This is a genomic window from Paraflavitalea sp. CAU 1676 (assembly GCF_029223285.1).
Lineage (GTDB): Bacteria > Bacteroidota > Bacteroidia > Chitinophagales > Chitinophagaceae > Paraflavitalea.
In genome coordinates this window covers 780113-805789 of sequence record NZ_JARHUJ010000001.1, presented here as the reverse complement: position 1 = coordinate 805789, position 25677 = coordinate 780113, and the positions used below count along the sequence as shown (strand labels likewise).

17 protein-coding genes and 1 tRNA gene are annotated in these 25677 nt (G+C 49.0%); 11 read left to right on the top strand and 7 right to left on the bottom strand.

Annotated features, from left to right (window positions below):
• The first annotated feature begins 102 nt into the window (after window positions 1–102).
• From P2H89_RS03275 to P2H89_RS03265, 3 genes are all read left to right on the top strand, one after another.
• Window positions 103–333: a twin-arginine translocase TatA/TatE family subunit gene (locus tag P2H89_RS03275; protein WP_275825066.1), complete on the top strand. Its 231-nt coding sequence runs from the start codon at window positions 103–105 to the stop codon at window positions 331–333.
• Between the two features lie 32 nt (window positions 334–365).
• Window positions 366–1847 (top strand): Asp-tRNA(Asn)/Glu-tRNA(Gln) amidotransferase subunit GatA, encoded by a 1482-nt coding sequence (gatA, locus tag P2H89_RS03270; RefSeq protein WP_345799357.1) that lies wholly within the window; start codon window positions 366–368, stop codon window positions 1845–1847.
• A gap of 148 nt (window positions 1848–1995) precedes the next feature.
• Complete coding sequence (locus tag P2H89_RS03265; protein WP_275825064.1) at window positions 1996–3093, top strand: lytic transglycosylase domain-containing protein; 1098 nt, start codon at window positions 1996–1998, stop codon at window positions 3091–3093.
• Between the two features lie 87 nt (window positions 3094–3180).
• Here the strand turns inward: P2H89_RS03265 and P2H89_RS03260 are convergent, their stop codons facing one another.
• The 6 genes from P2H89_RS03260 to P2H89_RS03235 form a co-directional block, all read right to left on the bottom strand.
• On the bottom strand, window positions 3181–4413 hold the full coding sequence (locus tag P2H89_RS03260) for an anthranilate synthase component I family protein (RefSeq protein WP_275825063.1): 1233 nt from the start codon (window positions 4411–4413) through the stop codon (window positions 3181–3183).
• Between the two features lie 87 nt (window positions 4414–4500).
• Window positions 4501–4965 carry a hypothetical protein gene (locus tag P2H89_RS03255; protein WP_275825062.1) on the bottom strand — a complete coding sequence of 155 codons (465 nt, stop codon included), beginning with the start codon at window positions 4963–4965 and terminating at the stop codon, window positions 4501–4503.
• Window positions 4966–5185: 220 nt separating this feature from the next.
• Window positions 5186–6448 carry an adenylosuccinate synthase gene (locus P2H89_RS03250; protein ID WP_275825061.1) on the bottom strand — a complete coding sequence of 421 codons (1263 nt, stop codon included), beginning with the start codon at window positions 6446–6448 and terminating at the stop codon, window positions 5186–5188.
• A 162-nt stretch (window positions 6449–6610) separates the two neighbouring features.
• Window positions 6611–7906 (bottom strand): RagB/SusD family nutrient uptake outer membrane protein, encoded by a 1296-nt coding sequence (locus P2H89_RS03245; RefSeq protein ID WP_275825060.1) that lies wholly within the window; start codon window positions 7904–7906, stop codon window positions 6611–6613.
• Window positions 7907–7924: 18 nt separating this feature from the next.
• A complete protein-coding gene (locus P2H89_RS03240; protein WP_275825059.1) occupies window positions 7925–10870 on the bottom strand; it encodes a SusC/RagA family TonB-linked outer membrane protein in 2946 nt (981 codons plus the stop codon).
• A 487-nt stretch (window positions 10871–11357) separates the two neighbouring features.
• Window positions 11358–13586 carry a bifunctional (p)ppGpp synthetase/guanosine-3',5'-bis(diphosphate) 3'-pyrophosphohydrolase gene (locus P2H89_RS03235; RefSeq protein WP_275825058.1) on the bottom strand — a complete coding sequence of 743 codons (2229 nt, stop codon included), beginning with the start codon at window positions 13584–13586 and terminating at the stop codon, window positions 11358–11360.
• Between the two features lie 116 nt (window positions 13587–13702).
• On the opposite strand from P2H89_RS03235, the gene P2H89_RS03230 reads away from it, so the two are divergent.
• A tRNA-Leu gene (locus tag P2H89_RS03230) sits at window positions 13703–13784 on the top strand.
• Window positions 13785–13875: 91 nt separating this feature from the next.
• Here the strand turns inward: P2H89_RS03230 and P2H89_RS03225 are convergent.
• Window positions 13876–14553, bottom strand: a complete 678-nt coding sequence (locus P2H89_RS03225) for a helix-turn-helix transcriptional regulator (RefSeq protein WP_275825057.1) — start codon at window positions 14551–14553, stop codon at window positions 13876–13878.
• A 105-nt stretch (window positions 14554–14658) separates the two neighbouring features.
• Here P2H89_RS03225 and P2H89_RS03220 point away from each other — a divergent pair, with 105 nt between their 5' ends.
• The 7 genes from P2H89_RS03220 (at window position 14659) to P2H89_RS03190 (ending at window position 25445) form a co-directional block, all read left to right on the top strand.
• A complete protein-coding gene (locus tag P2H89_RS03220) occupies window positions 14659–15051 on the top strand; it encodes a YbjN domain-containing protein (RefSeq protein WP_275825056.1) in 393 nt (130 codons plus the stop codon).
• A 42-nt stretch (window positions 15052–15093) separates the two neighbouring features.
• Window positions 15094–15807, top strand: a complete 714-nt coding sequence (locus tag P2H89_RS03215) for a PspA/IM30 family protein (protein ID WP_275825055.1) — start codon at window positions 15094–15096, stop codon at window positions 15805–15807.
• A 3-nt stretch (window positions 15808–15810) separates the two neighbouring features.
• Window positions 15811–16497: an OB-fold-containig protein gene (locus P2H89_RS03210; RefSeq protein WP_275825054.1), complete on the top strand. Its 687-nt coding sequence runs from the start codon at window positions 15811–15813 to the stop codon at window positions 16495–16497.
• A 58-nt stretch (window positions 16498–16555) separates the two neighbouring features.
• Window positions 16556–18589 (top strand): hypothetical protein, encoded by a 2034-nt coding sequence (locus P2H89_RS03205; protein WP_275825053.1) that lies wholly within the window; start codon window positions 16556–16558, stop codon window positions 18587–18589.
• Window positions 18590–18674: 85 nt separating this feature from the next.
• A complete protein-coding gene (locus P2H89_RS03200) occupies window positions 18675–23516 on the top strand; it encodes a DNA repair ATPase (protein ID WP_275825052.1) in 4842 nt (1613 codons plus the stop codon).
• 127 nt (window positions 23517–23643) lie between these two features.
• The gene (locus P2H89_RS03195; protein WP_275825051.1) at window positions 23644–24729 is read left to right on the top strand and encodes a histidine kinase; all 1086 of its coding nucleotides are present in this window, start codon (window positions 23644–23646) and stop codon (window positions 24727–24729) included.
• Entirely contained in the window at window positions 24726–25445 is a 720-nt protein-coding gene (locus tag P2H89_RS03190) for a LytTR family DNA-binding domain-containing protein (protein ID WP_275825050.1), read from the top strand. The genes P2H89_RS03195 and P2H89_RS03190 overlap by 4 nt, the downstream gene beginning before the upstream one ends.
• The last annotated feature ends 232 nt before the right edge of the window (window positions 25446–25677 follow it).

Below are 25677 nucleotides of genomic sequence, written 5' to 3'. Positions count from 1 at the left end.
ACCTTATTTGGGTAGTAATTGCAGGTAATTTGTGCTGTGCATTATGCGTTTTACCTATGAAAAGATGTAATTTCGTACTTCATTCAAAAATTAAAGAGTACCATGCTTGTAGCTAACAATTTACTGATGATCTCGATGCCTGGTGGTATGGAGTGGGTGCTGATCGTTCTGGCTGTACTGATCCTGTTCGGTGGCCGTAAGATCCCTGAATTCATGAGGGGTATCGGTAAAGGTATCCGCGAATTCAACGATGCCAAGAGCAATGTGAAGAAAGAGATTGAAGACGGCATGAACGAGAAGGACAAAAAAGCGCCTACTACTCCCGCTCAATAATTCATCTTCCATAAAGGGGATACCAAACCGATTTGTTCTCTCAAAGCCGGCACGAGGATTTGTTTACCTACCAGTCAATAACCCATTACCATGCTGATCTGCTTTCTGGCGCTACCACTTGCGTAGCCGCAGTACAGCATTATTTGAAAAATATTGATCAGAAACGCCATCTGAATGCATACCTCCAGGTCTACGACGTGGAGGCTTTGCAGTTGGCAGCTAAACTGGATGCACAACGTGCAGCCGGCAAGCCGTTGGGTAAACTCCATGGAGTAGTGATCGCCCTCAAGGATGTGATCTGCTACAAAGACCATCCCGTCTCTGCCGCTTCGAAGATCCTCGGCAACTTCACCTCGATCTATAGTGCAACCGCCGTAGAACGTCTCCTCGCCGAAGAGGCCATTATAATAGGTAATACCAACTGCGATGAGTTTGCGATGGGTTCCACCAACGAAAACTCTGCACACGGTAGCGTACTCAACGCCATCGACGAAAGCCGGGTACCCGGTGGTTCATCCGGTGGCGCCGCCGTTGCTGTACAAGCCGCCCTTTGTATGGTGAGCCTGGGCAGCGATACTGGTGGATCGGTACGCCAGCCGGCCGACTTTTGTGGTATAGTGGGCCTCAAACCCACCTATGGCCGCATCTCCCGGTTTGGCCTCATTGCCTATGCCTCCTCCTTCGACCAGATCGGTATTTTCGCCAACAACGTGCCCGACGTGGCCCGCACACTCGAAACAATCGCCGGTCCCGACGAATTCGACAGCACCGTGGCAACTGAAGAAGTACCGGCCTACTCTGCTGCAATCGATTCAAAACCAACGTCTTTACGGATCGCTTATTTCAAAGAAGCCCTGGAAAGCCCGGCACTCGATGAAGAAATAAGGACCAATATCTTCGGTCTGATCGATAAGCTCCGCGCCGACGGACATACCGTAGAAGCAGTCGATTTTGAGTATTTAGACTACATCGTACCCACCTATTACGTCCTGACCACCGCCGAAGCTTCCTCCAACTTATCGCGCTTCGATGGGGTAAAATATGGCTACCGGACACCCGATGTGGAAAAAAAAGACCTCTCCTTAACAGATTTTTATAAGACCAGCCGATCTGACGGGTTTGGCTGGGAAGTCAAGCGCCGGATCATGCTTGGCACCTTCGTACTGAGCGCGGGGTATTACGATGCCTATTTTACGAAGGCCCAGCAAGTAAGACAACTATTGGTCGAAAAGACGAATATGGTATTCAACCAGTTCGACGCGCTCATCCTGCCCACCGCTCCCACCACCGCCTTCCAGCTGGGCGAAAAAATGGACGATCCCATCGCCATGTACCTGGCTGACATTTTTACAGTTTTTTCCAACCTGACCGGCATTCCCGGTATCTCAATCCCGCTTTTTTGGCACAGTAATGGCATGCCTTATGGTCTGCAGATTATGACGAACCGATTCCGCGAATTATATTTGCTCCAGCTATCCCAACAGTGGATGCTGCAGTACAGGTTCGCCGGATAACATGAAAGGCCCAAATCTCGACTCCCCGGCGTCATCTTCTGCTCAACCTTTTTCTTCTATCCTATCAAAGACGATCCTTTACCTATTTAAAACATCATCCGTTTAATCCATACCTGAGAGTCGGCATTGTTGTGCTAAAAAAACGATGATGAAAAGAAAGCTATTTTATGCCAGCGTTTTAAGTCTGGTGTGGTTACTCATGGCGTTTGATACCGGAGGAAAGAAAAAAACCTCTAACCAAAAGCCTGCAGCCAAATCAACACAAGCCCGTAAACTAAAGGCAACCATCGTGTTGAATGACACGATTCAGTCTCCCGCTAAGTCAGATTCTCTGGCCGATCCGGGTTTTACCTCACTGTTCGAAGCTAATTCGACTGTAAGGCTGAACCCACGCGCCATCAGTTTCGTACAGGACTATATGGAGAAGAACACAGAAGACCTGATGGAGATCAAGGATTGGGGTCGCCCGTACTTTACCATGATGGAGAACATCCTGGGTCAGTATGGCCTTCCCACCGAGCTGAAATACCTGGCCGTAATTGAATCCAGACTTAAACGTTCAGCTGTTTCCTGGGCAGGCGCCGTAGGCCCCTGGCAGTTGATGCCGGCTACCGCCCGCATCCTGGGTCTTAAAGTAAACCGTACCTACGACGAGCGTAAGGACTATTACAAGAGTACGCACGCCGCCGCCAAGTACCTGAAAGATCTGTATACCGAGTTTGGTGACTGGTTACTGGTCATCGCTGCCTACAACGGTGGCCCCGGCAACGTATACAGTGCTATCCGCAAAAGCGGAAGCCGCAACTTCTGGAACCTGCAGTATTACCTGCCGGCCGAATCCAGGACGCACGTAAAGAAGTTCATTGGAACGCATTATATCTTTGAAGGTCAGGGAAGTGTAACCACACTCACCAAGGCCGAAGCCAAAGAACAAATGGGTGTTACCGCCACGTACCTGCTCCGCAGGGACCTGAGCGCATCTGAACTTACCAATACAAAGAGTGTAACCGTATCCGGTAAGTACCATTCAGCGGTGATCGCCCGTCACATTTCTATGGATCAAAATACCTTCAACAGGTATAATCCCGACTTCGACAAGAAAATGGCCAGTGCCGATAATGCCTACGAACTCAAGCTTCCTTCCGATAAGATGGAAGTGTTCCAGGCCAATAAGTACGCTATCCTGAACGAATCAGTTCAAATGTTGCTCAGCGGTGCAACCGTAGCAGCCAAAGAAGTAAAGTAAACAGCTTCAGTATATGGGGTGGGCTATTTCTGAGAAAGTAGCCCACCCTTTTCATGTCAGAGAGTTAAAAGCTGGCGCCAGCAGCAGTTACCCACCCAGCACCCGCCGGATAGCGGCCGCCTTCAGCAGGCACTCTTCATATTCGCCCACCGGGTCGCTATAAAAAGTGATCCCAGAACCTACCTGGTAAGAAAGATATTGAGTTGCAGAATTATAGAGAATACTGCGGATCACCACATTGAAGTCGAAATTGCCTTCGGGCGTAATGTACCCCACCGAACCAGAAAACAGTCCCCGCCGGGTACGTTCATACTGCTCGATCAATTCCATTACCCTTCGTTTAGGTGCCCCGGTCATAGACCCCATCGGGAAAGTATCCCTGATGGCATCGATAAAATGCACATCCGGTCGCAGCATACCACTTACGGTAGAGATCATCTGATGCACCTGCGGAAAACTATAGATACCAAACAACTCGTCCACCTGCACACTCCCCTCTTCACATACCTTCGACAAGTCGTTGCGCACCAGGTCTACCACCATCACATTCTCCGAACGGTCTTTGGCACTATGAAACAACTGCTCCTTGTTCTCCTGATCAGATACCTGATTGGTAATGTCCCGCTGCCAGGTACCCTTGATCGGTTGCGAGAACAGACGCTGCCCCTGCTTATTGAGGTAACGCTCGGGGCTAGCACACATTAAATATTGATCACCCGATCTGTAAAAGGCTGCAAATGGATTGGGCGAAGCCTCGCACAAGGCATGATATACCTGCCAGGGATCGATGACCGCTGTTGCATAAAACTCCTGACAAAAATTGATCTCATAGCAATCACCACGGAGAATATGCTGCTGCAGATCTTTGATCACCTGTAGGTATTCATCGCGCGTAAACCGCGGCTGAACAGAGAAACCTCCGCCCTTTTTAACCTGGTCTTCCGCTGGCATCTCCATGATGGCCTCGAAAATACTTTCGGCATCGTCCTGCAACGTACCGATCATCAACTCAGTTTCTCCGAGTTGCAGGATCACTGCTGGCACATAAAAGAACAGGTCGGGAAAGCCAATACCATCGGGGTGATTACTGGTCAAAGGCTCCAGCTCATTCTTGAGGTCATAAGCAAGGTGACCAAAGAGCCAATCTTTGTGGAGCTCATAGAAACTACGTAGAAGGGAGAAAGCATTGTCGCCGGTTGTTGCCTGTAACGTGTGTGTCGCGCCGGCTGCCAGCAAACATTCATAACGATGGAGAGCGGAAGGATAATGCTGGTTATCTAAGAAACAACAAATGTTGAACCGGTTGCACCAGTTCAACATTTGCAATTTTGTTTGCTGAAAATCTTTTATCGGGAATGATGTAAAACCTCTGCTCACTATTGCAGTAGCGCCTCATCAACGCGTTGATTAAAAATCATCCTCCTCATCGTCAAAACCACGATCGTTGAAGAGATCCATGTCTTTGAATTCATCATCGATGCCAAGATCGTCATCATCTTTGGCACTTTTCTTACCTGCACCAGTACTACCACCGCCTGAACCAGCTTTCTTGGTCTTCGACTTAGGTAAATCAAATTCTTCGAAGTCAGGATCCCACTCCTCGTCTTCCTCTACCTTATCCCAATCATCTACTTCGTCGTCTTCGACGTCGTCATCATCATCGTCATCCTCCTCGTCTCCTTTCTTGGAAGCAGTCTTACTTCCTTTCTTGGAGGCTTTGGGTGTTGTTTCGGTATCATCATCCTCAAGGTCTTCATCATCCTCATCCTCTTCTTTCTTAGATTTTGGCGAGGCTTTTTTAGGAGTTTCCTTAGAAGACTTTGGTGCAGGACTGCCGCCGGTCTTTTTTTCTTTGTCAGATTTTGCTGCCATTGTCTGGTAAGATTATGCTGTAAATTTCAGCGAAGTTTTCAATTCGCCAAACTTTTTTATTAAAAAAATTTACTCGTAAAAACAGCCCACTGAGCACTCATAATAAAACCATAATTTTTAATCTCCGCAAGGGGCTGCAACTACGATCGGGCACCGGTTCTATTGGATATTCAGTAAGATACATTCCCTTCCGAAAGAAACAAATATTTCAACAGAAATACTATATTTCTATCAATTGATCCCGGCCTGGTCCATTGGAAATATAGGCCACGTTCACACCGAGATATTCATTGATGAAGGCAACATACTGCTTCATTACCTCAGGCAGTTCAGCAGCTGTTTTCAGCTTGGAAGTATCCTGCTTCCAGCCTTTGAAGGCCTTCAGCTCTGGCTCGATATTCACTTTGGTCATCTGGAATGGAACCTGCCTGGTCTTTTGTCCATTAACTACGTAGGAAGTACACACCTGCAGGTCTTCAAAGGCATCCAATACATCGGCCTTTGTCATTACCAGCTTGGTTACACCGTTTACCATGCAGGCAAAGTTCAGGGCCACCAGGTCGATCCAGCCACAACGGCGGGGACGTCCTGTGGTAGCGCCAAATTCGTTACCGATCTTACGCAGCTCTTCGCCGGTAGCGTCGTGCAGTTCGGTAGGGAACGGGCCACTGCCCACGCGGGTACAGTATGCCTTCGTTACACCGATCACGTCGCGGATCTTCTGTGGTGCTACACCCAAACCGGTACAAACACCAGCAGAAATGGTATTGGAAGAAGTTACAAAGGGGAAGGTGCCGAAATCAACATCCAGCATACTGCCCTGTGCACCTTCAGCCAGCACTTTTTTGCCCTGGCTTATCTTGTCATTTATAAAGTATTCGCCATTAACGATCTTGAACTGGCGCATGAATTCGATGGCATCAAAGAACTCTTCTTCCCAGGCCGAAATATCCTCATGGAAGTTCATGCTGTCGAGCAGCTTCTGGTGCTTCAAACGCAGCTTGATATACTGTGTAGTAAAGCTCTTATCGAGCAGGTCTCCCACACGCAGACCATTACGGCCGGTTTTATCCATATAGGCAGGTCCGATCCCTTTCAGGGTAGATCCGATCTTCTCATTGCCTTTCTGCAGTTCAGAAGCCTTGTCCAGCGCTCTGTGCGTAGGAAGGATCAGGTGCGTTCTTTCGGAAATATAGAGATTCTTGCGAAAGTCAACGCCAAAAGATTGCACGATATCGCACTCCCTCCGTAAGGTCACCGCATCCAGCACCACACCATTACCGATGAGGTTGGTGGTATTCTCATGGAATATGCCGGAAGGGATTTGATGCAGAACTACTTTCTTGTCGTTAACATACAGGGTATGACCTGCATTTGGACCTCCCTGGAACCGGGCTATAACATCGTAGGAAGGAGCAAAATAATCCACAATTTTCCCTTTGCCTTCGTCGCCCCATTGAAGACCTAATAAAACATCAACCATCTATCTGAGTATTTGTATGATTTGCTGAATCCGCTAAGAAACGGGAGGGCAAAAATAGGCGAATGTGGCAAAAACGGGAAATAAAAAACCTGACAGGTTATTGCCGGTTTTTGCTTATCTGCGTGTACCGGCAATCCTGTCAGGCGTTTAATTACCAATAAATTACATTTCCGTTAAAGGCAGCGGGAATTTCTCCCACACATCATCCCCTGCCCTGTCGAGCGGCAACTGGTTCAAGCGGTTGTAACGACGCATGTCCACCCAGCGATGCCCTTCAAAGAACAGCGAAAACCGGCGCTGGTTCAGCATTTCCGTGGTCAGGGCAGCCAGCGTTATACCACCGGCATAAGGTGGCAGGTTATGCCCCGTCCGGATACGGTTCAGCGCAACAATACCATCGGGAAATTGAGTTAGGTTGATCTTTGCCTCCGCATAGATCAGGATCAACTCTTCATTACGGATGATTGGCATGGACGCCGTACTGGACGTATATACCCACACATCGCGGTTACTGGTGAGATTATCCAGAGACGCAGCCGACGTCCTCAAAGTAGCTTTTGCGATCCGGTCGTCGCCCGGGGTAATATCAATTGAATAAGAGGGATGCGCCAGCCTGATCTCCCCATTTTGATTCTGTGGAAAGAACGTCAGATTCAGCTGATCATTGGGCCCCGTGGAATAGATATGATCCGCTCCTGCATTGAAAGGCCCATTCAGGTTGAAAAACGATTCGTTGAGTGCTGTCAATGCCGCCGCCCATTGCTGCCGGTACACTGCCACCCTGGCTGCCAGAGCGCGGTTAAATTTGATAAATCCTGCCGGTTCATTGAAGCCCAGGGTAGTCTTGAACGCAAACACGGAACCAGTGAGGTCGGTTTTTGCCTCATCCAATAAACCCGCAATGGTAGTGAGCGCTTCCGGATACAACACCACCGGCCCAAGACTATCGGGATTTGCCACCTCGATGCGGATCCCGTTGTTTTGGGTCAGGTTCAGGTTAAGCAATAGCTCATACGCTTTGATAGTCTTGGCAAAACCCAGGTAACCCTTCTTTTCTTCCGGTTTCACCAGGGAAGAATTATTGGTAGCCTGGATCAATATATTACAATTCTTCACCACCCTGTAACGAGAATTCCAGGAATTGGTCAGGTAAAACGTATTGTTATTCAACGTAGCGCTGCCACCGCCAAGCAGGTCGGTAGTATAACGGGGCTCCGAACCGGCAAACCGGTACATCTCCCGTCCGATCATGCCCACCGCATCCAGGTAGAAATCGAGCGAATTGCGCATCCCCGATTCTGTACCCGTTACCACGTTGTTCAACTGAAATTTAGTCGCGTTCGACGAAAGCTCTTCGATCGTAGAACCATTCAGGCTCCCGATCTCCTTCTTGCAGGACGACATGATAGTCAACACTACAAGCAGACCCGATATATAACTAATGAAGTTCTTCTTCATGATAATTGTTTTTTGATGTTAGAAGTCAACCAGCAAATGGAAAGTGGCGCGTTTAGAGGAAGGGAAAGGCATAACGTCAACACCTGTCGAGAATCCCGTACCGAAGTTCGATACCTCAGGATCGTAATTCTTGTAGTTGGTGCTGGTGAAATAATTGTTGGCCGACACCCCTACCCGAAGTCCCTTTACAAAATTCACCGGCAACTTCGGGAACGTATAGTACAATGCAACCTCACGCAACCTCAGGTATCCCGCATCCTGCACAAACTGCCGGGCCGACACACCCACATTGGCAATGCGCGCAGGTCCGCTCGCCTTACCGTCTTTGTTGAGGTCATCGTAATCCGGACTGGTACTACCCAGGTCGGTAAGCAGTTCGCTCAGGTTGATCACATCGCCTTTTTCCTTCCAATGGAACAACCACCGCAGGCTGAAACCTTTCAGGAAGGTGAGCTCATTGAACCAGTTCATCTGGAAGCGGGGCTCAGCATCGCCCAGCTGAACAACACCGGCAGCCCCATCTATACCCACGATCTGTGTGGCTGGTTTGCCCTCCTCGATCTTGAAAGTACCCAGCGTATTGCCAAATACGCCCAATACAACAGGATCAATGTTTAGTTTCGTGATCTTTGACCGGTTCAGCCAGAAGTTCAGGTTGGTATTCCAACGTACATTCTTATTAACGATCGGCTGTGCATTAACACCGATTTCAATACCCCGGTTTCTCAGGTCACCCGCATTGACCCACTCTGTCGAAAACCCCGTAGAACCTGCAACAGGACGTTGCAATAAGAAGTCCTTGATGCGCTTTTCGTAGAAGCTGATCTCAAAATTGACCCTGCTTTTCAACACGCTGAAATCTACGCCGGCTTCCATCTCGGAAGTACGCTCTGGTTGAATATTAGGCGATCCGCGAAGGGTGCTAACCAGCAAACCCGTAGTTCCTCCGATATTGAATATATTCATCAGGGTGAACTTACTTCCAAAGGCAGGGAAATTACCTGCCTGTCCGTAAGCTGCTCTCACTTTCAGGTTATCAAAAAAACTGTTCTCGATCACTGAATTGGTGAGGTTCCAGGAAAAAGCCGCTTTCGGATAAGCATAATATTTGTTCGGGTCACCATTGTTGGTCGACTTATCAAAGCGCACGCCCGCAGTCAGCGTGATCGCATCGATGATCCCCACCTCTTCCTGAACAAAGATGCCATTGTCCTGGTACTTGTTTCTCAGCTGCTGGGCTGTTAAAGCACTTCCCTGGTCAACATTCGTTTGGTTGGCAACCGTCTTAGTCGCCACATTGATCAGGTTGTTATAGTCTCCCTGCTCCTGGGTAATACCCGCAGAGGTCGTAAAATTCAGACTGGGAGAGGCTATAAAATTGTTCACCAGCGAAACGATGTAGTTGGCATTCAGACTCCTGGTAAAACCTTGCACATTCGTTCCTTCAGCTACCTGTTGAAACTGCAGCGAACTGGGAAACAAAGCCGTTGTCTTCAGACTATAAAAATCAATACCACCACGGCCAATGAACCGGGTAGTAGATTTGGCCGATTTCTGGAAGATCGCATCCACATTAACGCCCGTAACAAATCTGTCTACAGCTTCATTATTGGTGACCTGGTCACGTGTCTCTATCGGATTAGAAGCGCTGTATTTATTGCGCGGGTAGTTACCGAACTGATCGGGATGCAGTTCGGTGAAACTGGGAGTAGATGACAGTGCAACCCCCAGCGTAACTGAATTATTATCATTATTGGTGAGCGCACGGTCTGCAGACGAATTGATATAATTGGCGGTTACTCCGATCTTTACGTTGTCGCTCAATCGATGATCTATATTAAGCCTGAGGCCGCTATTGCGATAACCGGTTCGCTGCACGATGCCCTCTTCATCTTTCTGGAATGCGGAGAAATAAAAAGAAGTTCTTTCACCACCACCACTTACGCTCAGCGCGCTATTACGGGTAAAGCCTTTTTCCCCATACATTTCTTGCTCATAGTCGTATATCTTTCCTGCGGCTTGCGCATCGAGAAACTCCTGCTTGCGGGCTGCCCGGGTGGCAGCATCACTACCGCCCAAAGCTTCAGCACGTTCGGCCGTCCAGGTACGTGCACCCAGGAACTTGCGGATCTTCACAAAACCAAGATCCTGGGCAAAAGAGACTTTTGTTTGTCCTGGCTTACCGCGCCTGGTAGTGATCAGTACAACCCCTGCTGCCGCTTTGGAACCATATATCGCAGCAGCCGAAGCGCCTTTCAGTATCTCGATGTTCTCGATATCTTCTGCACGCAGGTCGGCAATACGGCTCGATGGGTTGTCCTGGTTGGAGGAACTACCGCCACGGGCAGCAGCCGTTACCGTGTTCAAGCCGGCAGGAGTGGCGGTATTGTCGACAAATACACCATCCACCACAAAAAGCGGTTGTGTATTGCCGAATACAGAAGTAACACCCCTCAGTTTGATAGAAATACCACCACCCGGCGCACCGGAGTTGGCATTGATATAGGCGCCGGTGATCTTTCCGTTCATGGCGGCATCCAGGGTTTGTGCCGGCGCACCTCCGGTCAGTTCCTTATTGGAGATGGTGGCCACAGCGTTGGCCAGGTTCCTTCTCTTAACACTGGTGGCCAAACCGGTTACGATCACTTCATCGAGCTTACCCACGTCTTCCACCAATTGGATCGATAAGCCGGCACTAGCGGCACTTACCTCTATCGTTTGTGATTTAAAACTGATGGCTGAAATTTCAAGGGTACCTCCTTTGCCGGGAACAGTGAATGAAAATTTCCCGTTGGCATCCGTAGAGGTACCAAGATTGGAATTTTTTACACGGATCGATGCCCCCGGCACTGGTTTGCCGGATGCATCGGTAATAGTACCCGATACAGGTACCTGCGCCCAGAGCAGTGCTGGTAGCGCAGCGATCATGAATACAAGCAGGGCTTGTTTCAACATTTGTCTCATGCTGGTGTAGCTTTTTGTTTTTGAATATGTGTTATAAAGAACCGGGTACAGGCATAGCAGTATCCTGCTGCACCGGTTTGAGCACGAACCTGGTACGGGCTTTAGGGAAAAGGGTCAACAGGGAGAGTTGCTGGGGTAACCGCACAAGTGGCATCTTCGGTAGGGGCAAAGCAAGGCTTGCCCATAACCTGTTGCCGGCACGGATGCGGTACGGAAGATCTTAAGATTCGAAAGTAGGTTGGAGAATTATCACGTCTATTCAGGAGAGGAAACTGGTAACTAGGTCACCATATTAGGCTTCTTTCTCATGTTGGTTCAATTTTGGTTGACTAATGTGTTTTTCGTAAAAAGGGATCTAAGCTCAAGACAGTTGAGGGCAGTCTTAAGCTGCATAGCAATACGGATTACAAAAGGGTAATAAAGGTGTGCTTGTATAACTATAACCGTAATACTAAGATAGGGGAAAAATACATTCAATCATAATGCATTAGGCTTCTGCATCATACCTGTCGACCGTTTCAATACCGGGCAATCTTTTCAGCCTGTCTACCAGGTCGTCCAGCTCATCCTTATCATGAACATAGACCTTCACATTGCCATAGAACAAACCATCCTTTGCTTCGATGGTCATAGCGCTGATGTTGATCTTCATTTCGCCCGATATCAGGTTGGTGATCTTGTGGATAACACCCACATCGTCGATGCCTACGATCTTTAAACCGGTAAGGAAGGAAATCTCTTTATTTCTGGCCCACTTGGTCTTCACTACGCGGTGCCCGTAATTGGAAAGTAACTTGGTAGCATTGGGACAATTGGTGCGGTGAATGGTAAGCCCCTTTCCGGTGGTCACGAAACCAAATACATCATCGCCCGGGATAGGCTTACAACAATTGGCCAGCGTGTATACGATCTTATCGCTGCTTTCACCAAAGATGATCAGTTCAGCATCTTTTTTAGGAATACCTGCATGTTCCGTCTTGATCTCCACCACCGGCTTTACGGGCTTAGGTGGCTCCAGCTTATCGCCCAGCACCTGGAACTCCTTCAGTTCTTTAAGATCCAGCGCTTTGACAGAAATCTGGTAATACAGGTCGAGGGGCGATTGCAACTTATAGAAGGCAGTGAGCACATCAACATTATGCTGGTTGAAAGCTGCCCCCATACCCTCCACCCTGCGCTGCAAGGTGTATTTGCCTTCGTCGGCCACCTTGCGCTTTTCTTCCTTCAGCGCATCTTTGATCTTGCTTTTCGCCTTGGCGGTAACGACGATATTGATCCAGTCCTCCGAAGGTTTCTGCTTGGCAGAAGTAATGATCTCCACCTGGTCGCCGCTGCGCAGCTTATGGCTAATGGGCACTAGTTTGTGGTTCACCTTGGCGCCGATACACTGAGAGCCCACCGCACTGTGGATGGAGAACGCAAAGTCCAGTGCCGTGGAACCGACCGGTAACATTTTCACATCTCCCTTTGGCGTATAGACATAGATCTCCTCTGCCAGGAAGCTGGTCTTGAAGTCCTGGAGGAAGTCGATGGAATCATTATCAGGATTATTGAGCACTTCGCGGATCTGCTGGAACCATTTATCGAAACGGCTCTCATCGTTGGTGCCTTCTTTGTATTTCCAGTGGGCAGCCAAACCTTTCTCAGCAATCTCATTCATCCGCTTGGTGCGTATCTGCACTTCCACCCACTTACCCTGAGGGCCCATTACGGTAGTGTGCAAGGCTTCATAACCATTCGATTTGGGATTACTGAGCCAGTCGCGCAAACGTTCGGGAGAAGGCGTGTACTCGTCGGTAATGATGGAATACACCTTCCAACAGGCTTCTTTTTCTTTATCCGGTGTGGTATTGAGGATCACCCGGATGGCGAAGAGGTCATATACCTCTTCAAACGACACGCCCTTTTTCTTCATCTTATTCCAAATGGAATGGATGCTCTTGGGGCGGCCATATATTTCGAACTCGAAATTGATCTTTTCCAGCTTTTCCCGGATCGGGCGGATAAACTCATTGATATACCTCGAGCGCTCGCGCTTGGTCTCTGCCAGCTTACGGGCAATTTCGCGGTAAGCCTCCGGTTCAAGGTACTTCATGGAAAGGTCTTCCATTTCCGTTTTGATATTGTACAAACCCATCCGGTGAGCCAGGGGGCCGTACACATACACGGTTTCGGAAGCGATCTTAAGTTGCTTTTCCCGTTTCATGCTGTCGAGCGTGCGCATATTGTGCAGCCGGTCGCTCAGCTTAATGAGGATAACCCGGGGGTCATCGGTTAGGGTCAGCAATATCTTTTTGAAGTTCTCTGCCTGTTGAGAGGCATTGACGTCGATAACGTTGGCGATCTTGGTAAGTCCGTCTACAATACGGGCGATCTCCGAACCAAACTCCCTTTCAATATCTTCCAGGGTGATATCAGTATCTTCTACGGTGTCGTGCAGCAGGGCGCATATGGACGAGCGCACACCAAGTCCGATCTCCTCCACCCCGATACGGGCAACCGCCAGCGGGTGTAGGATATAGGGTTCACCGCTCTTGCGACGCATTGTTTTATGCGCATCGGCAGCCATTTCAAAGGCATGACGCAACAATTCCTTATCGCCGGGCTTTAATTTAGGCTTCAGAGAGCGTAACAAGGCACGGTATTCACGAAGTATCAGCTTCTTCTCCTGCTCCTCGTTCAAATTGTATTTCGGTATCGCAGCTACAGTATCCATATTCTATACCAACGAATTTACATTAAAAGAAAGTGTTTTTCTGTTTTTGACTAAAACTCATACTTTTGCACTCCTTTTCAACTTAGCTTTGAGTAGAAAGGGACGCCAGGTTACCTGCGGATGTGGCGAAACTGGCAGACGCACCAGACTTAGGATCTGGTTCCGCGAGGAGTGCAGGTTCGATTCCTGTCATCCGCACAGCTTAATTTAAGAAAAGTCTGTAAATCAATATTTACAGACTTTTTTAATTGTAGTATGTCACCCAAAACCTATGCCGGAAGCAATTTTGTCAGACGGCGTGCTGATACACGGCGAAAATCTTCCAGAAAGTCCGGGCATGCTTGAAATCGAATCGCTGTTTCTTAAAGTCATTTAACACCAGGTCGAGCACCGCCCCTTTCATGTCGAACTGGCCGAGCATGATCTCCCGCTCTGCCGTGAAAAGGCCAGTTTTCTTGTCGCATAGATGGATATTTTGCTGGGTCACTTCTTCAAACACCAACACATCGTGCATTTGCCAGGCGGGTGTAGCTGCATGGTGGGGGATATTCTGGTTGAAAGTAAGCGCCACCAGGTTGTGGTTGTTCGTTTCCGGGAGCACCAGCCGCGGAAAAGCTGCCCATTCATTGAAAGCAAGCTCCCGGTAGCAGCATTTCATATAAATATTATCGTTGATAAAGGGAACCTCCCGCAATTGCAGGTTAATGATATGGTTCTCCTCCCCGATCAGCTTGTCGCCATTAAACTTCAATATTTCGTTGATTGTCAGGTTTTGACCCACAAATTGCTCTAACGGTATGCCAAAATAATTTGCAACCTTGACCAGGGTTTCGATCCGCGGCTCGGCCCTGTTTTCTTCGTACGAGGAAATATTCCCCCTGGTAAGCTCAAATAGGTCGGCAAAAGCCTGCTGACTAAGGCCTTTGGTGGTCCTGATCTTCTTGATATTGACTCCTATTTTCGACATCCTTACAAATATAGTTGTAATTATTTTTATCCTAAGTGCTAATATTTTTTGCACTCAAGCGACAGATGTTTTAGATTTGTTTACGTAGCTCCCAAAAGAAACCAGATGAATTACATCGACACCATAGAAGGATTTGCTAAACGACTCCAGTGCAGGATCCTGTATAAGCATGAACCTACGGGCATCCTGAAGATCGACAACCAACCCGATGGCATTCATAACCTGATCATTGGCATCGCCCCACCCATCCTGATCATGGAGCAGTTCCTGTTTTCTTTTAAAGACGACCATGGCGGCATGTTCAAAAAGCTGCTGCAAAAGAACCGGGATACCATCCACGGGGCTTTCGTCATCAACGAAGAAGGCAATAAGGTGCTTTTCAGGTATACCATGCAACTGGAAAACATCGATTTCAATGAGTTCGAGGGAGCGCTTAACTCCCTCGGCCTGTTGCTGAGCGAATACAGCCAGCAGATCATAGACTTTTCAAAATTGTGACGCCACAAAACCTGTCATACTAACATCTAAAAATATTCTATCATGAACATCTTCAAACGACTTTTCAGGATAGGCCAGGCCGAAATACATGCTGCCGTTGACAAAATGGAAGACCCCGTCAAAATGACGGAACAGGGCCTGCGGGAATTACGGCAAGACCTCACCGAAGCCACCGAGGCCTACGCCAAGGTAAAGGCCCTGGCTATACGCACTGAAAATGAACAGCAACAATGTCAGAAAGAATCGCTGGTTTATGCAGAAAAAGCGATCTTGATCATGCAAAAAGCACAGGCAGGCCAGGTCGAAATTGGCAAGGCCGAAGAACTGGCTAAAGAAGCCCTTTCCCTGCGCCGGAAATTTTATGCAGAATCCGAAGATTTAGGCCTGCAGGTTATTACCTTGCAGCAGTCGTCGAGGGAAATGCTGAAGAACACGGAGATATTGAAAGACAACCTGGAGAAATGGGAAAAAGAATTGCGTACGCTGAAGGCCAGGGTAAAAGTGAGCAAGGCAACCGAGCAGGTCAATAAACAACTGGCCCAGCTCGATAATAACGGCACCATCGCCATGCTCGAGCGCATGAAGAATAAAGTGGAAGACCAGGAGGCATTGGCCCAGGCGTATGGAGAAATAGCCAGGGATAAAAATAGCCTGAAAGACGAATTGAATAAATTAGTGAAAGATGATACCCTGTCGATCGAAAAGGATCTTAAAGCGATCAAGGATAAACTGGGTATACCCGACAATCCACAGTAAACTATGACCGGACTATTCGACCTGTTGTTCCATCCACTGAGTAATGCGATCATGACGGTGCTAACCGGCATAACAGCCCTCTATTGGATATTTACCTTTATAGCCGGCGACTTTTTCGGCGATGGCGGTGTCGAAACCGACCTCGATTTCGATGGCGCCGACCTGGATACCGATGTGGATTCAGATGCTGAGGTGGGTGACGCTGTAGAAGACAAGCCTTTTTACCAAAAAGCTTTGGAGTTTGTGAACATCGGCAAGGTGCCTTTTATGGTAGTTTACTCCACCTTCAAATTCATAGCGTGGATCGTAACCCTCGTAAGCTCGGTTACACTGGGGCTTGCCAGTTGGGGTTGGAAGTCTGTTTTCATCTTGCTCCCGGCATTCCTGGTGGCCTTCCTCATCACCCGGTTTGCCACCAAACCATTGGTCAAAATCTACAAAGCCATGGGCTATAACGGAGAAGAACCAACTGAACTGTTAGGCAGAATCGCCCGTATGCGTTCTACCATATCCGGCGATACCATCGGCGCGGCCGAACTGAAGGTTCAAAGCGATGTGATCCGCGTCAATGTAAAGAGCAAGACCGGCGAAACCATCGCCTACGATGCCGAAGTAATGATCGCCGACGAATCGGCCGATAAAAAATATTACCTGGTTGTACCAGAGATCAACCTTTCTAACGTTGTATAGCACAATTTTACATACCCTGACAAATAAACTGTTTAAACCCTTAAAATAACTACACATTATGGGAGCCTTAGGAGGAATCAGCCTGCTGCTTATCGGAGGAATCGTATTTCTGATCTTTATCTTACTGTTTGCATTCGCCACTTTTTATAAAAAGATACCGCAGGGCAAGGCCATCGTGCGTACTGGTGTGGGAGGCGGCAAAGTAGCCTTCAACAGAGGTATGTATGTGATCCCCATCCTCCACAAGATGGAGATCATGGATATATCCGTCAAAAAACTGCAGATCGACCGGATGGAAAACGATGGCCTGATCTGTAAAGACAATATCCGGGCCGATATCAAGGTCGCCTTCTTTGTACGGGTTAACAAGAACATCGACGATGTACTCAATGTTGCCCAGATCATCGGCACCGACCGCGCCAGTGATGTCGACACCCTCCGCAACCTCTTCGAAGCCAAATTCTCCGAAGCCCTCAAAACGGTAGGTAAGAAATTCGACTTCATAGAACTGTATGAAGCCCGCCGCGAATTCAGGACCGAGATCCTGAACATCATCGGCACCGACCTCAATGGTTATATCCTCGACGACTGCGCCATCGACTACCTCGAACAAACCGAGATCAAGTTCCTGAGCGCGCAGAACATCCTCGATTCCCAGGGTATCAAAAAGATCACAGAACTCACCGCCGAGCAAAATATCAAAGCCAACCTCATCAAGCGTGAAGAAGAAAAGGTGATCAAGAAGCAGGATGTGGAAGCCCGTGAAGCGATCCTCGAACTCGACCGCCAGATGGCAGAGAAAGAAGAGAAACAAAAAAGAGAGATCGACAATATCCGCGCCCGCGAAAATGCAGAGATCATCAAGGTGCGCGAAGAAGAACGCCTGAAAGCGCAAACCGTCAAGATCAGGACCGATGAGTCGCTGGCCGTACAGGAAGAGAACAAACTGCGCCAGATCATCATCGCCGAAAAGAACAAGCAAAGGACCGACGCCGTAGAAACGGAAAGAGTTGAGAAAGACCGCGCCCTCGAAGCCACTGAGCGTGAAAAGATCGTCACCCTCGCACAGATCGAGAAGGAAAAAACAGTGGAAGTAGAACGCAAGAACATCCAGGACGTGATCCGCGAACGCGTACGCCTCGAGAAAGGAGTGGTGGAGGAACAACAGGGAGTAAAAGACCTCGAAGCATTCCGCGCCGTAGAGCGGGAGAAAACGGTCGGCATCACGCAAGCCAGCCGCCAGGCAGAAGAAAAGCTGATCTATACGGTAAAAGCCGCTGAAGCTGATAAGAAAGCCGCAGAAGAAAAAGCCAAGCAGTTGATCATCGACGCCGAAGCGAAAAAAGAAGCAGCCGTTAAACAGGCAGAAGCCCGTAAAATACTGGCCGAAGCACAGGCCCGTGAAGAAGCGACCCTTGGATTGTCAGAAGCAGAGGTAATGATGGCGAAAGCGGAAGCTGCCGAAAGACAGGGTACCGTAGACGCTACCGTGATTGAAAAACTCGCCGATGCAAAACGAAAAGAAGGATTGACCCAGGCCGAAGTGACAAAGGAAAAAGCCCTTGCGGAAGCAGCCGGTATCCAGGAAAAGGCAGAAGCCATGAAGAAGCTGGACGCTGTGGGCAAAGACCACGAAGAGTTCAAGCTACTCCTGCAGAAAGAAAAAGACATCGCACTGGCACAGATCAACATACAAAAGGATATTGCCAACGCGCAGGCTGATGTACTGGCCGAGGCCCTGAAATCGGCCAGGATCGATATCGTTGGCGGCGAAACCATGTTCTTCCAGAACATCATCAACCAGATATCCAATGCGAAAGGATTCGATCGATTGGTGAACGAAAGCGAAAACGCCACACAGATCAAGAATGCTTTGCTGGGCGATGGCGCCAATGGCGGCGGCGATCTGCTGGCACGCATCAAGGAATTTGCTGAGAAATACAATATTTCTACCAACGACATCAAGAATCTTACGATATCCAGTCTGATCCTGAAGATGCAGCAACAGAGCACCGAAGGCGATCGTTCCTCCCTGCTCAGCCTGGCCAACCTGGCCAGCAGCCTGGGCTTATCGAATAAAAAGCTGCAATAAACTCAAGGAAATAACCTGATCACATCGCCGGCAGTCATTGTAAAAGCTGCCGGCGCTTACATAGAACTCATATCTTATTGAACGCATGGCAGGCACTGAGAACAACATGACAGCGGTACTGGATTCGGGCACGTATGAAATTATCCGTAACCGGTTAAACGATCAGCGGCTCGATCTGGCACAGCGGTTGGCCAAACTGAATACAGCCCGCAAGGAAATATTCAATTCCTCCGGCTTTCAGTTGATCGCCAACCAACGCATCACTACCGAAAACAACGGAGTGGCGCGCGGCATCATGGCCTTTGGCGACCTCACCATCTTTGCCTACAACGTACATTTCGGCCTGCGCGAGGATATTAAGCTCAGTGACGTATTCAGTATCTACAAGTTCACCGGCAACCATTTTGAGTCGCAGCCGCTCACGCTGATCGAAGACGCCAACTTCGTAACCGACTTCACCAACCTGTACCGGTACTACCGGGATTCGATATTTGCGCGGTTCACCAAAACGGAAAATCATTTGTTTATGATTTTCCAAACGAGTAAGAACCCCGACGACCGCAAAGCATTCAAATGGCTCATCAAGAACGACCGGCTCATCTATATCGATGACCGCAGTGTACATGAGGTCCGTAAATCACCCCAGCACGATTTCCAATGGATCAAGACCGACCTCAGCCACCGCCGCCTGGGCCTGCATCCGCATATCTCGGTATTGAATAAAGTATTTATTGAAGCCCTGCATGGCGATATTACCTTCAAGATCGAGAACAATACCGATACGGGTAAAGGCATATACGCCGAGCCCGTGCTCAACAAAGACCAGCAACTCGATGATGCGGAGTATCATTATGCCGACCTGGGCAACCTGATCCCCATCAAAATAAAACCCTACCAGGAAACATTCAGGTCCTACATCTTCAACGTACGCACCAAACAGGTAATCCCCATTCCCAACCTGCTCGATGCCGGGATATTACTGCCCGATAACCAGGGCGTCATTTTTCCCAATGGTTATTACCTGCAAAACGGTGAGTACAAGATCTTCGAATCTGATATTACTGAACTGGAGTTTGTACGCAGCATAGCTTCTCCCAATGGAGAGGACTTTCTGTACATCTTCTACCAGAAAACGACCAATACCTATGTGTTGATGTCGTATAATATGATCGCGCAACAGGTAGAAACGCCGATCATTTGTAACGGATTCACCGTATTCAACGACGGTACGCTGGTCTATTTCCGCTCAGAGATCGAAGCGGTGAGGCATCACCAGGTGCAGATATGGCAGACGCCCTACACGCTCACCCTGAAGGAAAATACCGCCATGAGCAACAATGTCCTGTACAAGATCGGCAACAAGGATATTGTGAGCGCCATGAGCGAAAGCCAGGAAGTGATACAGTTACTGCAAAAGGAAGACAGCTACGAAGACCTCTATGAGGACATCCATAAAAGGTCCAACGACATCATCGACGCTTACTTCTGGCTAAAAGATGCCGCTACTTTCGACATAGCCACCCCTTTATCGCAGATCCGCGATATTGCCAATACAGCCATCGATGAATTTGCCAAGGTGCAGGCACAACGACAGCATGCCAAAGACGCTTTGCTGGCCATGCAGAAGAAGGTGGAGCAACTGGTCATTGACGTCAAGAATGCATCCATCACGTCCTTGCAGCAGTTGGTCGACCTCCTGGCCGCCACCCGCAGCATGCAGGGCGCCGTTATCGATCTGCTGAATGTAAAGTACATCGATACCCAGGCAGTCAACGGATTCAAAGAAACCCTGCAGCAATACAACGCATCCCTTTCGCAGGACACCATCCAGTTCCTGTTGAAGGAAGATGCCCTGACGCCCTACGAAACAAGGGTAACAGAACAGAAGAAAGCAGTAAGCGGTATCTCGAAAGTAATAGACGCACAACCGGTAGAAGAAGCGGTAAAAGATATTGCGGAAGAACTGGAAATGCTCATCGACATCCTCAACAGCCTCAAGATCGAGGATACCACCCAAACTACCAGGATCGTAGAAAAGATATCGTTGATCTTCTCATCGCTGAACGAAGTGAAGGCCGACCTCGTACGGACCATCACGGCGTTGCGGTCGAAGGAATCAACCGGCGAATTTTATGCACAGATAACCTTGCTCGACCAGAGCATTGTCAACTTCCTAAACCTCTCCAGCTCGCCAGAAAAATGCGAAGACTATTTCACGAAGATCAGCATACAGATAGAGGAGCTCGAAAGTAAGTTTGCCGACTTTGAAGAGTTCGTCAATAAGATCGCCGATAAGCGCGATGAAGTGATCAAGGCCTTCAACGGCAAAAAGGAAATGCTGATTGCCCAGATCAACAAGCGCACCGCTTCGCTGGAACAGATTGGCCTGAGGGTATTGAAGAATGTAGAGAACAAAGCACAGTCGTTTGATAATAAGGAAAGCATCTACGCCTTTTTCTCGACCGACCTCATGATCGACAAACTGCGCGGTCTTAGTCAGGAGCTGAGCGACCTGGGCGATGTGGCCAAAGCAGAGAATCTCGAGAACCTCGTAAAAGTAGCCCAGGAGAACGCCCTGCGCAACCTCAAGGATAAAACCGATCTATTTGTAGACGGTCAAAATATTATTAGCCTCGGCACCTACAAGTTTGTGGTGAACAAGCAGGTACTCGACCTCACCATCGTGCGCCGCAACGAGCGTCTCTTCTATCACCTCATCGGCACCAGCTTTTACAAAGAGGTTACCGCCGCCGAGCTCTACCAGCACCGGGCCATCTGGGAGCAGGAGATCATCTCCGAGAACGGAACCGTTTACCGGTCAGAGTACCTGGCCTACAAAACCTTTCTGGAGAGCCTGTCGCAACCACCCGGTTGGGATGCGGAAGGATTCCTGAACGATCAAACGGAACGCGATTACGCAGCCTCCTACCTGAAGGGCGTTCACAATACGGATGCCAGCATCATCTACCAGGGTCTTAAGAAAATCCAGGAAGAACTGGGTATACTGCAACATGCCCCTGCTGTGCGGGTAGCCGCACAATTGTTCTGGTTTCAGCTGGAAGAACCAGTACGCACCAAGCTGCAACACTTTATCACGGCCACCCACGCCATCCAGGATAGTTTTCCCAATAGCCGGCAAACAGCCTTTGTGGAAAAGGAGATCGCTGCACGCTACGAGCAGGCAGGTATCGTTTATGATACAGTAATACCCGGCGCCGTAGCGCATTATCTGTATGTGGAGCTGTCCACCACCCGCAATTTTACAGCCAGTCAACAGGCACTTCATTTGCGTAAAACATTCAAAGAATACCTTCAATCAAAAAAGCGGGCCGAGATATTTCAACAGGAAGTCACCAATACCGCCTTTAGTGTAATGGATCGCTTTTACATCATCCAAAGCTGGCTGCAGGCTTTCCTGCAAACACAACCCGTAGAGGCCGACCAGCAATATGTGGATGAAACCGTATGCCTGTTGCTGTTTAAAGATCACCCTTATAAAGAAAGGGCCGCAGCTGACCAATTACGACTGGAAGGATTAAAAGGCACACACCCTGTAATAGAAGACACGCGCTACAACCTCAGCTTTCACCGGTTCATGGCCCGGCTGCAGCAGTATTTCTCGCAGACCGTGCCGGCCTTTAGTGCCTTCAACCAGCTCAGGGAACAACTGGCCGCCACTTACCGGCAACAACTCAAGATAAGCGAGTTTGAACCGAAGGTGCTGAGCTCCTTCGTGCGCAACCGCCTCATCAATGAGGTCTATTTCCCCTTGATCGGGGCCAATATGGCCAAGCAGATCGGCGCAGCCGGAAATGACAAACGCACAGCCAGGATGGGCATGCTGCTCCTGGTTTCTCCACCGGGCTACGGTAAAACAACCCTCATGGAGTACCTGGCAAAAACCATGGGACTTCATTTTGTGAAGATCAACGGTCCTACCATTGGTCATCGCATTACTTCCATCGACCCGCAGGAAGCCACTACCTCCGGTGCAAGGGAAGAATTGAAGAAGATCAACCTGGCATTCGAAATGGCCGATAACGTCATGTTATACATTGACGATATTCAGCACTGCAGCGCCGAGTTCCTGCAAAAATTCATATCCCTGGCCGATGGTCAGCGTAAAATGGATGGCATATTCGAAGGAGACAGCAAAACCTACGATCTGCGGGGTAAAAGGTTCTGTGTAGTAATGGCGGGTAACCCCTACACGGAGAGCGGCGAACAATTCAAAATACCGGACATGCTCGCCAACCGGGCAGATGTATACAACCTGGGCGATGTGATCGGCGGGTCGGATCAGCTATTTAAACTGAGCCTTATCGAAAATGCCATGGCGGAGAACAGTTACCTCCAGCGCATTGCCAATCGTAGTTTCGAGGACCTGTACAAACTGATCAACCACCTCGAAACAGCCAGCGAGATGCTGCCGGAACTGGAAGGCAATTACAATCGGCAGGAGATCGATGACGCCATCGCCGTATTGAAGAATGTACTGCGGATACGGGAAGTAGTCATTAAGGTAAACCAGCAATACATCGCCAGCGCGGCCATGAAAGATGCCTATCGCATGGAGCCCTCTTTTAAACTGCAGGGTTCGTACCGCAATATGAACAAGATGGTGGGGAAGGTAGTGCCGTTGATGAACCCCGAAGAGATCAACACGCTCATCCGGTCGCACTACGAAGGGGAGTCGCAAACCCTCACCTCCGATGCTGAAGCCAACCTCCTTAAACTAAAAGAGATAGCAGACTTTTTGCCGGAGACAGAAGCCGAACGGTGGAATCACATCAAAGAAACCTTCCGGAAGAACAACAAGTTCGCAGGCATGGAGGCCAACGACACCACGGGACAAATGCTGGTTCAACTGAACTCATTCAACGAACACCTTGAGGCCATTGCCAACGCGATCAGGAAGAACGATTAAGCTATTCCAGGCGCCGGTTTCGTATATACAATGATCGGTTTCGTATAAAAAATACAGACTCGCAAGCTCTATTGCCGCCACTGCACCAATAGTTTCTTACCTTGATGCCACCATCAGCAGGTAATCAATGAAATATCTGGTACCATCAAACCGGCGTTTTGCCTTTCGGACTGTGTTGGGCACAGTGGCCATCACCTACGCCATACTGATCGTATTGGTCATAGCCTCCCTGTACCTGTTTCCCACTAAAGACCGGTCACGCGAATTCTCGCTATTGTTCTCGACCTACTACTACATCAAAGTGGTAGTCAATACGATATTCTTTGCCGGCTTTTATTATTACGCCCTTAATTTCTTCTATCACCTCATTGGCCAGCGCAAAGGATTCTTTTACTACCTGGCAACAACGCTCCTGCTAACCACGGTATATTTTGTATACATGTCCGTGAGTGATCGCATGCGCCCCGGAACCATCGAAGGGGTCTGGTCGCCCGGAGCGATGATCGTCTTTTTCGTGATGTGCCTGTTCCTGTCGGCCGCACCAGCCCTGTTGATTGCATTCATCGTCTATACGATCGATGAAAAAAAACATCGCAAGTTGTTGGAAGCGCAAAAAGGGCAGCTTGAGATAGAGAAAGCTCATGCCAACCTCAACTTCCTGAAGGCACAGATCAATCCCCACTTTCTCCACAACACCCTCAATTTCCTTTATGCCAGGTCCCTGCCCTACTCGCCCGAATTGGCGGAAGGGATACTCACTTTGAGCGAGATCATGCGCTATGCCCTTACCGATCCTAACCTCACCAACGGCAAGGCCGCCCTCAAAGACGAAATAGAGCACTTGCGCAATGTGATCAGGATACACCAGCTACGATTCAACAACGACCTGCAGGTGCAATTTGAAGTGAATGGCGTAGTAAATGGTGTACATATCATACCCTTCGTGTTGATCACGCTCGTGGAGAATGCTTTTAAACACGGCGACCTGAAAAGTACTGGGCACCCGATTACGATCCGCCTGTCGCTAAACGGCACCAGCCTGCAGTTCTACTGCAGCAACAAAAAGAAGCAGGGTCCCAAAGAAATGTCTACAGGTATTGGTCTGGATAATATCAAAAAGCGGCTGGAACTCGCTTACCAGGATCGATACAGTCTGGATATAAAAGATGAACAACATATCTATACCACCCAATTAACCATCCACGCGCTATGATACGTTGCCTGATAGTCGATGATGAACAGCCTGCACTGGATATATTGAAATACTATATCGGGCAAACGCCCTTGCTGCAACTGGCGGCATCCACTACCAACCCGCTCGAAGCACTAAGCATCCTGACTGCTCAAAAGATCGACCTGGTCTTCCTCGACATACAAATGCCCGAACTGTCGGGCATAGACCTTGCCCGTGCCCTCCAGGGAAAAACCAGGGTGATCCTCACTACGGCATACAGCGAATTTGCCATGGATGGATACGAGCTCGACGTAGTTGACTATCTACTTAAACCGATCCGTCTGCCACGCTTCCTCACGGCAGTACAAAAAGCAGCAGCCATATTGCAGTCGTCGGCACCAGCCACCGATCTGGAACAGCCGGGAGAAGACTACCTCTTTGTAAAGACCGAATCGAAAGGGAAGCTGATCAGGATAACCCTGGCAGAGATCGATTATATCGAAGGCAGAAAGAACTATGTGGCATTTCACACAGGCGGCAGAAAAATACTCGTATACGCCAGTATGAAAGAAATAGAGGACCGCCTGCCCTCCAGCAGGTTCCTGCGCATCCACAAATCGTTTATAATTGCTTTGGATCGCATCTCGGGAATAGAAGGAAATCGTGTATTGCTGAAAGGCATAACGGCCGAAATTGTTACCGGCGACAATTACCGGCAGGAACTGATGAAAATTGTAAAGGACAAAATGATCTGACAATCACGAGCTGGGCAATTAGATACCCAATCCGGTTTGTCGCCAGCCCCAACCATGGCCGGCGCACTTACACCCGCTCCACATTCGCGCTGTCGAGCCGTTTTTTCCTTATTGAAGCACTACAAACCAGCTAGCCCAGCCGCCATTCCGACACGGCCTGGCTTTACCTCCCCACTTCTTGCCCGTCTGCAGTATTGCTCCCACTGAGGTTCCCCGGTTTTCCGGCCACCTG